Source organism: Cupriavidus phytorum (assembly GCF_003254285.1).
Classification (GTDB): Bacteria; Pseudomonadota; Gammaproteobacteria; order Burkholderiales; family Burkholderiaceae; genus Cupriavidus; species Cupriavidus phytorum.
The window spans coordinates 50,663-62,602 of record NZ_QKZN01000005.1 but is presented as its reverse complement, the minus strand read 5'-3'; the positions used below and the strand labels follow the sequence as shown (position 1 = coordinate 62,602).

The 11,940-nt window shown below is 64.6% G+C and carries 11 protein-coding genes; all 11 read right to left on the bottom strand.

Annotated elements, in window-relative coordinates; translation table 11 throughout:
* Positions 1-49: 49 nt before the first annotated feature.
* The 11 genes from C7416_RS14460 to nuoG all read right to left on the bottom strand — a co-directional run bounded on the left by C7416_RS14460 (position 50) and on the right by nuoG (position 11,934).
* Entirely contained in the window at positions 50-496 is a 447-nt protein-coding gene (locus tag C7416_RS14460) for a DUF1178 family protein (protein ID WP_111519571.1), read from the bottom strand.
* A gap of 117 nt (positions 497-613) precedes the next feature.
* Positions 614-1,276 (bottom strand): NUDIX domain-containing protein, encoded by a 663-nt coding sequence (locus tag C7416_RS14455; protein ID WP_181461243.1) that lies wholly within the window; start codon positions 1,274-1,276, stop codon positions 614-616.
* 44 nt (positions 1,277-1,320) lie between these two features.
* Complete coding sequence (locus tag C7416_RS14450; protein WP_111519570.1) at positions 1,321-1,629, bottom strand: DUF2818 family protein; 309 nt, start codon at positions 1,627-1,629, stop codon at positions 1,321-1,323.
* 13 nt (positions 1,630-1,642) lie between these two features.
* Entirely contained in the window at positions 1,643-3,118 is a 1,476-nt protein-coding gene (gene nuoN / locus C7416_RS14445; protein WP_111519569.1) for an NADH-quinone oxidoreductase subunit NuoN, read from the bottom strand.
* An 18-nt stretch (positions 3,119-3,136) separates the two neighbouring features.
* Positions 3,137-4,603, bottom strand: coding sequence for an NADH-quinone oxidoreductase subunit M (locus C7416_RS14440; protein ID WP_111519568.1), 1,467 nt, complete (start codon positions 4,601-4,603; stop codon positions 3,137-3,139).
* Positions 4,604-4,630: 27 nt separating this feature from the next.
* Positions 4,631-6,718 (bottom strand): NADH-quinone oxidoreductase subunit L, encoded by a 2,088-nt coding sequence (nuoL, locus tag C7416_RS14435; protein WP_111519567.1) that lies wholly within the window; start codon positions 6,716-6,718, stop codon positions 4,631-4,633.
* Positions 6,719-6,776: 58 nt separating this feature from the next.
* A complete protein-coding gene (gene nuoK, locus C7416_RS14430) occupies positions 6,777-7,082 on the bottom strand; it encodes an NADH-quinone oxidoreductase subunit NuoK (protein WP_029044763.1) in 306 nt (101 codons plus the stop codon).
* Positions 7,083-7,098: 16 nt separating this feature from the next.
* The gene (locus tag C7416_RS14425; protein ID WP_111519566.1) at positions 7,099-7,743 is read right to left on the bottom strand and encodes an NADH-quinone oxidoreductase subunit J; all 645 of its coding nucleotides are present in this window, start codon (positions 7,741-7,743) and stop codon (positions 7,099-7,101) included.
* A gap of 175 nt (positions 7,744-7,918) precedes the next feature.
* On the bottom strand, positions 7,919-8,410 hold the full coding sequence (nuoI, locus tag C7416_RS14420) for an NADH-quinone oxidoreductase subunit NuoI (protein ID WP_022534067.1): 492 nt from the start codon (positions 8,408-8,410) through the stop codon (positions 7,919-7,921).
* A gap of 71 nt (positions 8,411-8,481) precedes the next feature.
* Positions 8,482-9,546 (bottom strand): NADH-quinone oxidoreductase subunit NuoH, encoded by a 1,065-nt coding sequence (nuoH, locus tag C7416_RS14415; protein WP_111519565.1) that lies wholly within the window; start codon positions 9,544-9,546, stop codon positions 8,482-8,484.
* Positions 9,547-9,567: 21 nt separating this feature from the next.
* Positions 9,568-11,934, bottom strand: coding sequence for an NADH-quinone oxidoreductase subunit NuoG (nuoG, locus tag C7416_RS14410; RefSeq protein ID WP_111519564.1), 2,367 nt, complete (start codon positions 11,932-11,934; stop codon positions 9,568-9,570).
* Positions 11,935-11,940 lie beyond the last annotated feature (6 nt).

Below are 11,940 nucleotides of genomic sequence, written 5' to 3'. Positions count from 1 at the left end.
TGTTCTGCCTGCGCGTCATGCGCCGACAGCAACGGGCACAGGACGCAATTCAGTGAGCCGTCTGCTTCAGCGCATCCGGCACCACGAGCGGAAAAGTCTCGATGCCCTCCTCGGCCAGCGCCTGCACCTCCTCCGGCGAGGCCGAACCGCGGATGCCGCGTTCCGGCGCCTCGTCGTAGTGCATGCGCCTTGCCTCCTCGGCAAAGCGTTCGCCAACGTCCTCGGTCTGTGCCAGCACCTGCTTCACTGCCTTCATATAGAGCGCTTGCAGTGTCACCGGTGCGGCTGCCGGCGCCGCCGGCCTGGCCTTGCCCTCGCGCGCGGTCGCGCCCGACAGGTTCAGGCGCGGCGCGCTGGGCAGCCGGGTCACGGCATGGTCGCCACAGACCGGGCATTGGACCAGGTCACGCGAGATTTGCGACTGCGCCTCTTCCTCCGAGGCAAACCAGCCCTCGAAACGATGGTCATGCGCGCAGCGCAGGTCGAGCACCTTCATGATCTTTCCAGCCCGTCAAAAGCTATATTATCCGCGAAACCAAATTTTGTGAACGGTCGTGCTAAATTTTTTAGAACGACCGTTCGGAACGAATGCTGCGGCCCTCGCCCCCCCGGCTTACCGTTGTGCCGCCCCATACGCCGGCATGGGCTGCTCCCCGGGCTGCCAGGCACCCGAGAGCACTTTATCCAGCCAGAACGCGCCGATGATGGTCTTCACGTCGGTGATGCGGCCGCTGCGCACCCAGTCTATTACCTGGCCGGCCGGCGCGATGAAGGTTTCCAGGAATTCCCCGTCATCCAGCTGCGCCTCGCCATGCGTCAGGTCGCGCGCCAGCAGGATATCGATGAACTCGGTCGAATAGGAAATGACTGGATGGATGCGCGTCAGGTAGTCCCAGCGCGCGGCGCGATAGCCGGTTTCCTCGAGCAGTTCGCGTTCGCCGCAGCGCTGCGCGCCCTCTTCGGGATCGAGCTTGCCTGCGGGAAATTCCAGCATCACCTCGCCCACCGGGTAGCGGAACTGCCGTTCCATCAGCACGCTGCCGTCGTCGAACAGCGGAATCATCATCACCGCGCCGGGATGGACCACGTACTCGCGCCCGGTCTGCTTGCCGTCGGGCAACCTGACGATGTCCTGCTTGAGGGTAAGGAACTTGCCGCGATGGACCGTGGCCGACGCCACGCACACTTCCCTGAGTGCGTCGTCGTTCTGGTCTTTCGCGGTCAGGCCGGCGGATGCGGCGGGAAGTTGGGTACCGCGTTGGGTCTTGTCGGTCATGGACGCTCCGGATCAGGCAGGGCCCGGCGCCGACAAGACCGGCTTCAGGCCGTGCGGTGTTTGACGAGGTATTGCCAGGTGAAGCCGGGGAAGGCAAACACCAGCATCATGCAGGCGGTGATGGCGTAGAACTGCCAGCCTTGCGCAAACGTGCCGCCCAGGTTGGCTTCCACCGCAAAGCCGGCTGCGCCCGCCACGCCGAACCAGACCACCAGTTCGAGCAGGCGCAGCCACAGCGGCTTGCACGCCTGCCGCAGCGGGATCACCACGAACAGGCGCTGGTTGACGAACGGCAGGTTCGCACAGACCAGTGCCAGCAGGATGACAAACCAGCCGCTTGCGGAGGCGCTCATGTGGCGTGGCCGATCAGGAACCCAGGGTCGAGCGGATGGCCTGGTAGCACAGGTTCATCAGCGCGGCCGGGAACAGGCCCAGCAGGATCACCGCGGCGCCGTTGACGCTCAGCATCGAACGCAGGCCGAAGGTGGCTTCCAGTTCCTCTTCGCCGGCGGGCGCGTCGAAGTACATCAGCTTGACGATGCGCAGGTAGTAGAACGCGCCGATCAGCGAGAACAGCACCGCCACCACCGCCAGCCAGGTCATGCCGGCCTTGACCACCGCGTCGAGCACGGCCAGCTTGGCATAGAAGCCCACGGTCGGCGGAATGCCAGCCAGCGAGAACATCATCACCAGCATCAGGAAGGCAAACCACGGGTTGCGGCGCGACATGCCCTTCAGGTCTTCCAGGGTCTCGGCCTCGAAGCCCTTGCTGGTGCGCAGCAGGATGATGCCGAACGTGCCCAGCGTGGTCAGCAGGTAGGTGACCGAGTAGAACATCGCCGAGCTGTAGGCATCGGCGGCGCCGTCGGCCTTGTTGGCGACCACGCCCGACAGCAGTCCCAGCAGCACGAAGCCCATGTGCGAGATGGTCGAGTACGCCAGCATCCGCTTCAGGTTGCTCTGCACGATGGCGGTCAGGTTGCCGATCGCCAGCGAGATGATCGACAGCACCACCAGCATCATCTGCCAGTCGCCGGCCAGCGGCAGCAGCCCTTCCACCAGCACGCGGATGAACAGCGCGAACGCCGCCACCTTCGGGCCGCCGGCGATCAGCAGCGTCACCGCCGTCGGCGAGCCCTGGTAGATGTCCGGAATCCACATGTGGAACGGCGCGGCGCCCAGCTTGAACGACAGGCCGGCGACGATGAAGACCACGCCGAAGGCCAGCATGGTGGTGTTGATGCGGCCGGATTCGACCGCGCGGAACACCTCGCCCAGGTTCAGCGAACCGGTGGCGCCGTACATCATCGAGATGCCGTACAGCAGGAAACCCGAAGCCAGCGCCCCCAGCACGAAGTACTTCATCGCCGATTCGGAGGTCACGCGCGACTCGCGGCGCAGCGCCACCAGCGCGTACGACGACAGCGACAGCAGTTCCAGGCCCAGGTACAGGGTCAGGAAGTTGTTGCCGGTGATCATCACGATCTGGCCGCCCAGCGTAAACAGCGCCAGCATGTAGAACTCGCCGGCGAACATGTCGCGCTCGGCCAGGTAGCGGCGCGTATAGACCAGCGTGACGAACAGGCCGGCTGCGCAGAACGCCGACAGCACGTTGGCCATCGGGTCGATCACGACCAGGTTGGCGAACGCGTAATGGGTCTCGCCGGTGGCGGCATTCATGCCGAACCAGGCGGTCAGCACCAGCGTGGTCAGCAGCGACAGCGGGTAGGCCACGCTCTGCTTGCCCTTGCCGCGGGCCAGGTCGATCCAGTTGATCGCGGCGATGGCGATCGCCAGGAAGATGATCGGCGCCACGGGGGCGAGTGTCGAGGACGGTTGCATGTTGATATCTCTCCCCGATTACAGCTTCGACTGCGCCGCGTGCTGCAGCAGGTTGACCACGGACGGGTGCATCACGTCGGTAAAGGGCTTCGGGTGCAGGCCCATGTACAGCGTCATCAGGGCCAGCAGGCCGAGCATGACGAACTCACGCTGGTTCAGGTCGGCCAGCTCGCGCACATGCTGGTGCACGACGTCGCCGAAGATCACGCGCTTGACCATCCACAGCGAGTAGGCGGCGCCCAGGATCAGTGCGGTGGCGGCCAGCAGGCCGATCCAGAAGTTGAACTTGACCGCGCCCAGGATCACCATGAATTCGCCGACGAAACCGGAGGTCGCCGGCAGGCCGCAGTTGGCCATGGCGAAGAACACCGACAGCGCGGCGAACTTGGGCATGGTGTTGACCACGCCGCCGTAGTCGGCGATCTGGCGCGAGTGCACGCGGTCGTACAGCACGCCGATGCACAGGAACATCGCGCCCGAGATAAAGCCGTGCGAGATCATTTGCACGATGCCGCCTTCGACGCCGATGTCGCTGAAGATGAAGAAGCCCAGCGTGACGAAGCCCATGTGGGCGATCGACGAGTACGCCACCAGCTTCTTCATGTCGGCCTGCACCAGTGCCACCAGGCCGATGTAGATCACCGCGATCAGCGAGATGGTGATGATGAACGGGGCCAGGTAGTGGCTGGCGTCGGGCGCGATCGGCAGCGAGAAGCGCAGGAAGCCGTAGGCGCCCAGCTTCAGCATGATCGCGGCCAGCACCACCGAGCCGCCGGTCGGCGCCTCGACGTGGGCGTCGGGCAGCCAGGTGTGCACCGGCCACATCGGCACCTTGACCGCGAAGGCGACGAAGAAGGCCAGGAACAGCGCGATCTGCTCGTTCATCGACAGCTTGGCCTGGTGCCATTGCAGGATGTCGAAGGTGCCGGTCTTGTTGTACAGGTACAGCAGCGCGACCAGCGTCAACAGCGAGCCCAGCAGCGTGTACAGGAAGAACTTGAAGGCCGCGTAGACACGGTTCGGGCCGCCCCAGACGCCGATGATGATGTACATCGGGATCAGCGTGGCTTCGAAGAACACGTAGAACAGCATGCCGTCGAGCGCGCAGAACACGCCCACCATCAGGCCCGACAGGATCAGGAACGAGGCCATGTACTCGGCCACGCGCTCGGTGATCACTTCCCAGGCCGAGATCACCACGATCACCGTGATGAAGGCGGTCAGCACCACGAACCACATCGACAGGCCGTCAACCCCCAGCAGGTAGTGGATGTTGAAGCGCTCGATCCAGCTCGCCTTCTCGACGAACTGCATCGCCGCGGTGGCGCGGTCGAAGTTGAACACCAGCGGCAGCGTGACCACGAAGCTGGCGATCGAGCCGAACAGCGACATCCAGCGCACGAAGCCGGGGCTGCGGTCCGAGCCGAAGGCCAGGATCAGCAGGCCGAAAAAGACAGGCAGCCAGATTGAGAAAGACAGAACCATTTCTATGTTTTCCTTACTTGGTGCCTATCACTTGGTGCCGATCACGCCCGTGATCGTCAGCGTCAGCAGCACCAGCATGCCGACGATCATCGCGAACGCGTAGTGGTAGATGTAGCCCGACTGCAGGTAGCGGCTGGCCGAAGCAAACGATGCCACCACGCGCGCCGCGCCGTTGACGAACAGGCCGTCGATCAGGCTCTGGTCGCCGCCCTTCCACAGGCCGGTACCGAGCAGGCGTGCGCCGCGGGCGAACACGGCCTGGTTGATGGCGTCCATGTAGTACTTGTTGTCGAGCAGCTTGTACAGGCCCGAGAAGCGATTGGCAATGGCCTCGGGGATATCCGGGCGCTTCATGTAGAAGAACCAGGACAGCACCACGCCGGCGATGGCCAGCCACAGCACGGGCGTGGTCAGCGAGTGCTGCGCCATCGCCACCCAGCCGTGGAAGGCTTCCTTCAGCTCGGCCATGGCGTGGTGGTTCTCGCCGACGAAGATCACTTCCTTGAAGGCGATCCCGTTCTTGAAGAAGTTGCCGAACAGCATCGGCTCGATCGCGATCGCGCCGATGATCACCGACGGGATCGCCAGCAGCACCAGCGGCAGCGTCACCACCCACGGCGACTCGTGCGGAGTCTCGCCGGCGGCCAGGCCGTGATGATGGTCGTGCGAGACTTCCTCGTCCTCGTGGTCGCCCTCATGGTGCTGGTGCGCGTGGTTCTGGCCCCAGCGCGACTTGCCATGGAACACCAGGAAGTACATGCGGAACGAGTAGAACGCGGTGACGAACACGCCCGCCAGCACGGCGAAGTAGGCAAAGCCCGAACCGGCGATATGCGACTCGGCCACTGCCTCGATGATCGAGTCCTTGGAGTAGAAGCCCGCGAAGAACGGCGTGCCGATCAGCGCCAGCGAACCCACCAGCGAGGTGATCCAGGTGATCGGCATGTACTTGCGCAGGCCGCCCATGTTGCGGATGTCCTGGTCGTGGTGCATGCCGATGATGACCGAGCCCGCGCCCAGGAACAGCAGCGCCTTGAAGAACGCGTGCGTCATCAGGTGGAACACCGCCACCGAGTAGGCCGAGGCGCCCAGCGCCACGGTCATGTAGCCCAGCTGCGACAGCGTCGAGTACGCGACCACGCGCTTGATGTCGTTCTGGATGATGCCCAGGAAACCCATGAACAGCGCCGTAATGGCACCGATCACCAGCACGAACGACAGCGCGGTGTCCGACAGCTCGAACAGCGGCGACATGCGCGCGACCATAAAGATGCCGGCGGTCACCATGGTGGCCGCGTGGATCAGCGCGGAGATCGGGGTCGGGCCTTCCATCGAGTCGGGCAGCCAGACATGCAGCGGGAACTGAGCCGACTTGCCCATCGCACCGATGAACAGGCAGATGCACGCGACGGTGATCATCATCCAGTCGGTGCCAGGGAAGATCACGGTGGCGAGCTGGTCGCGCGCGGCGAACACTTCGGTGTAGTTCATGCTGCCGGCGTAGGCCAGCAGCAGGCCGATGCCCAGGATGAAGCCGAAGTCGCCGACGCGGTTGACCAGGAACGCCTTCATGTTGGCGAAGATCGCCGTCGGGCGGGTGTACCAGAAGCCGATCAGCAGGTACGACACCAGGCCCACCGCTTCCCAGCCGAAGAACAGCTGCAGGAAGTTGTTGCTCATCACCAGCATCAGCATCGAGAAGGTGAACAGCGAGATGTAGGCGAAGAAGCGGTTGTAGCCGGGGTCCCCGTCCATGTAGCCGACGGTGTAGATATGCACCATCAGCGAGACGAAGGTCACCACGACCATCATCATCGCGGTCAGCGAGTCGACCAGGAAGCCGACCTCCATCTTCAGGCTGCCGATGGCCATCCACTCGTAGACGGTGCCGTTGTAGCCCGCGCCGTTCATCACGTCGAGCAGCACCATCACCGACAGCACGCAGGCAATGGCCACGCCCAGGATGGTCGAGGTGTGGGCCACGATCCGGCCGCCGCGCGACTCCGAGGAAAACAGGCCAAAGAACTTGGTACCGAACAGGCCGGCGATCGCGGAGCCGACTAGCGGCGCCAGCGGAATCGCAAGCAGCAGGTTGGGGTTGAGCGTGGTTGCCATAGGACGCTTAGTGGTGTGCGGTCGGAGAGTCTTGGGTATCTGCGTAGTGCGGCACGGATCAGTACTTCAGGGTGTCCATGTCGTCCACGTTGATCGTATCCAGGTTGCGGAACAGCACCACCAGGATTGCCAGACCGATTGCCGACTCGGCGGCGGCCACCGTAAGGATGAAGAAAACGAAAACCTGACCAGCCAGGTCGCCCAGGTAATGCGAGAAGGCGACGAAGTTGATGTTCACCGCGAGCAGCATCAGTTCGATCGCCATCAGCAGCACGATCACGTTCTTGCGGTTCAGGAAGATGCCGACGATGCTGATCGCAAACAGGATCGCACCGAGCACGAGGAAGTGGGCGAGAGAGAGCACAGCGTTTCTCCGGGCTTTAGTTCTTATTGGCGGCAGCCGCGGCTTCCGTCTGCGGGTTCTGGGCTTCGGCCTGCATCGGCACCAGGCGCACGCGCTCGTCGCGACGGGTACGCAGCTGCGCCGACACGTCCTGGGCCTTGGTGTCCTTGCGGCGGCGCAGGGTCAGCGCGACAGCAGCGATGATCGCCACCAGCAGGATGATGCCGGCCACTTCGAAGGCGTAGATGTAGTCGGTGTAGATCAGCTTGCCGAGCGCAGCGGTGTTCGAGTAGCCCGGTTGCTGCGAACCGCTGGCCACCACCGGCGCGGTGGTGCCGATGAAGTTGCGCACCAGCACGATCGCCATCTCGGCGATGATCAGCGCGCCCACTACCGAGGCCATCGGCACGTAGGTCCAGAAGTCGCGGCGCAGGTGCTCGATGTCGATATCGATCATCATCACCACGAACAGGAACAGCACCATCACCGCGCCGACATAGACCAGCACCAGCAGGATGGCAAGGAATTCCGCCTTGAGCAGCATCCAGATCGCGGCGGCCGTGAAGAACGACAGCACGAGGAACAGTGCGGAATGCACCGGGTTCTTCGCAGTGATGACTTTCAGTGCGGAGAGCACCAGCACCAGCGCAAAGACATAGAAGATGGTGGTCGTGAGTTCCATGGTTCCTATCGGATCCTCTCAGGGCCGTCCGGCACAAGCCTTCCCCTTCGGGTGGCCCGCTCCTGCGGCATCCTTGCTGTGGCCCCTCGCATTGGAGGGACCGTATTCAAATTCGGTGGCAGAAGCAGCCAGGTCTGTTACGGGTGGCCGCCCTGCCGTTTGGCGCGTGCGCCGGTCAGCGATACTTGGCGTCGGCAGCCTTGGCCGCCGCGATCTGCGGCTCGTAGCGGTCGCCCACGGCCAGCAGCATGTCCTTGGTGAAGTACAGGTCGCCGCGCTTCTCGCCGTGGTATTCCAGGATCTGCGTTTCCACGATGGCGTCGACCGGGCAGGCCTCTTCGCAGAAACCGCAGAAGATGCACTTGGTCAGGTCGATGTCGTAGCGGGTGGTACGGCGCGTGCCGTCGTTGCGCACGTCCGACTCGATGGTGATGGCCAGCGCCGGGCACACCGCCTCGCACAGCTTGCAGGCAATGCAGCGCTCCTCGCCGTTCGGATAGCGGCGCAGCGCGTGCAGGCCACGGAAGCGCGGCGAGATCGGCGTTTTCTCTTCCGGGAACTGGACGGTGACCTTGCGCGCGAAGAGATAGCGGCCGGTCAGCGCCATGCCCTTGAAGAGTTCCTTCAGGAGCAGGCTGTTGAAGAAGTCCTTGATGGCGAGCAGCATGACGATTGCTTCCTAGTATTTCCACGCGGTGCGCGCTGCCGCATTGCAGCGCCGCACCTTCGCTTGGCTGTTCAGTGCCAGATGTTCCACGGCGACTTGATCCAGATCGCCACGATGATCAGCCACACCACGGTCAGCGGAATGAACACCTTCCAGCCCAGGCGCATGATCTGGTCATAGCGGTAGCGCGGGAACGAGGCACGGATCCAGATAAAGACCGACAGCAGCAGGAAAACCTTGACCAGCAGCCAGAAGAAGCCGGGGACCGCGTTGGTGATCGCGCTCGAGAACGGAGGCGCCCAGCCGCCCAGGAACATCAGCGCGGTCATGGCCGAGATGATGATCATGTTGATGTACTCGGCCAGGAAGAACAGCGCGAAGCCCATGCCCGAATATTCGATCATGTGGCCGGCCACGATTTCCGATTCGCCTTCCACCACGTCGAACGGGTGGCGGTTGGTTTCGGCCACGCCCGAGATGAAGTAGACACCGAACATCGGCAGCAGCGGCAGCCAGTTCCACGACAGGATGTTGATGCCCATGTCGGCGAAGTAGCCCGTGTTCTGGCCGTTGACGATGGCCGACAGGTTCAGGCTGCCGGCAACCATCAGCACCGTCACCAGCGCGAAGCCCATGGCGATTTCATACGACACCATCTGTGCCGCGGCACGCATGGCGCCGATGAAGGCGTACTTGGAGTTCGAGGCCCAGCCGGCTAGGATCACGCCGTAGACGCCGACCGAGCTGATCGCCATCACGTACAGCAGGCCGGCGTTGACGTCCGCCATCACCACCTCGGCCTGGAACGGAATCACGGCCCAGACCGCGACGGCAGGCATCAGCACCATCAGCGGCGCGATCAGGTACATGCCGCGGCTGACCTGCGTCGGCATCATGACTTCCTTGAGCAGCAGCTTCAGCACGTCGGCAATCGGCTGCAGCAGGCCCAGCGGACCGACGCGGTTCGGGCCGAGACGGACGTGCATCCAGCCGATCAGCTTGCGCTCCCACAGGATCAGGTAAGCCACGCACAGCAGCAGCGGCACCACGATCAGCACGGCGCGGATCAGGATCCACAGCGGCGTCCAGTACGCGCCCAGCACGCCCTGCCCTTGCGAGGTAATCCAGTCAATCATGTCTTCTTCTCGCTGTTGTTCTTACGCCGTGACCGCGGCGCCGGCTTTGGCCGGTGCCAGGTCGATGGCCTTCTCTACGGTGACCGTGCCGAACATGCCGCCCAGGCCCATGGCGGCCGGCGTTGCCGCCGGCACGCGCACGGTGTTGGCCGGCAGCGTGGCTTCGAGCACAGCCGGCAGCACCACGCTGCCCTGCCCTTGCGTGACGCGGACCGGGTCGCCCGACTGGATGCCCAGGCGCGCGAACAGGTCGGCCGGCAGCGCGATCTGCATGGCGCGGCGGGCGGCAGCGGTCAGCTGCAGCGAGTCGGCGCGGCGCACGATCGGGTCGGCGTGATAGATAGGCACGTCGGCGATGCGTTCGATGCCGTTGGCGGCAGCGGCGGCAACGCGGATCGGCGCGTCGGTGGCATTGTCCAGCTGTGCCTCGACCGGGGCCGACAACACTTCGGCACGGACCGACTCGGCGGTTTCGTAGTCGAAGCCGGCGACGTCCAGCAGGTTGCCCAGCACGCGCAGCACCTTCCAGCCCGGACGCGACTCGCCCAGCGCGCGGACCACACCGTTGAAGCTCTGTGCCTTGCCTTCGCAGTTGACGAAGGTGCCCGAAGTCTCGGTGAACGGCGCGACCGGCAGGATCACGTCGGCGTACTGCATGGCCGCTTCCGAGCGGAACGGCGACAGCACCACCACCGTGTTGGCCTGCGACAGTGCAGCCAGGGCCTTGCCCGGATCGGCGGTGTCGAATTCCGGCTCGGTGTTCAGCAGGATGTAGGCCTTGCGCGGCGTGTCCAGCATTGCCTGCGCGTTGGCACCGCCTTGCTTCGGCAGCGCGCCGGCGACGTAGCCGCCGACGGTGTTGGCCGCTTCGGTCAGGAAGCCCAGCGTCGCACCGGTCTCGGTGGCGATCCACTGTGCCAGCGCATGCAGCGCCGAGAACTGCGGATGACGCACGGCCTCGTTGCCGAGGAACACGGCACGGCGCTCGCCCTGCAGCAGCGCTTCCGCCACCTTGGCGGCGGCGTCGCCACCGTCGAAACCATCGGTGCCGGCCGGGGCGGCGACGCCCTTGGCGGCGGCCACGGCACGGGCAACACCCGCCAGGGCGGCAGTCCAGCCGGACGGCGCCACGTCGATGCGGGTCGCGGGCATCAGCAGGTCTTCACCGCCAGCACCCAGCACGGCCACGCGGGCGCCCTTCTTGGTCGCCTGGCGCAGGCGCGAGGCCAGCAGCGGATGATCCTTGCGCAGCGACGAGCCGATCACCAGCACGCGTTGCAGCGTGGTGACGTCAGCCACGGGCAGGCCGAGCCACGGCGCACCCTTCAGCGCGGCCGAGAAGTCGGACTGGCGCAGGCGGAAGTCGACGTTGTCGCTGCCCAGGCCACGCACCAGCTTGCCCAGCAGGAACAGTTCTTCCAGCGTGCTGTGCGGGCTCGCCAGCGCGGCGATCTGGTCGGCGCCATGCTCGCGCTTGATGCCGGCCAGGCCATTGGCCACATATTCCAGTGCGGTCTGCCAGTCGGTTTCCATCCATTCGCCGCCCTGCTTCAGCAGCGGGCGGGTCAGGCGGTCGGCACTGTTCAGGCCTTCATACGAGAAGCGGTCCTTGTCGGAGATCCAGCACTCGTTGATGTCTTCGTTTTCCAGCGGCAGCACGCGCATCACGCGCTGGTTCTTGGTCTGCACCACCAGGTTCGCGCCCAGGCCGTCGTGCGGCGACACCGACTTGCGGCGGGCCAGTTCCCAGGTACGGGCCGAGTAGCGGAACGGCTTGCTGGTCAGCGCGCCGACCGGGCACAGGTCGATCATGTTGCCCGACAGTTCCGAGTCGACGGTCTTGCCGACGAAGGTGGTGATCTCCGAGTGCTCGCCGCGGTTGAGCATGCCCAGCTCCATCACGCCGGCCACTTCCTGGCCGAAGCGCACGCAGCGGGTGCAGTGGATGCAGCGGGTCATCTCCTCCATGGAGATCAGCGGGCCCACGTTCTTGTGGAACACCACGCGCTTCTCTTCCTTGTAGCGCGACTCCGAGGCACCGTAGCCCACGGCCAGGTCCTGCAGCTGGCACTCGCCGCCCTGATCGCAGATCGGGCAATCCAGCGGGTGGTTGATCAGCAGGAATTCCATCACCGACTTCTGCGCCTTGACCGCCTTCTCCGAATTGGTGAAGACCTTCATGCCGGGGGTCACCGGCGTGGCGCAGGCAGGCAGCGCCTTCGGGGCCTTCTCGACCTCGACCAGGCACATGCGGCAGTTGGCCGCGATGGACAGTTTGCGGTGGTAGCAGAAGTGCGGGATGTAGGTGCCCAGCTTGCGGGCCGCTTCCATCACCAGGCTGCCCTCAGCAACCTCAACCTTCTTGCCGTCGATCTCTAGTTCAACCATGTTCTG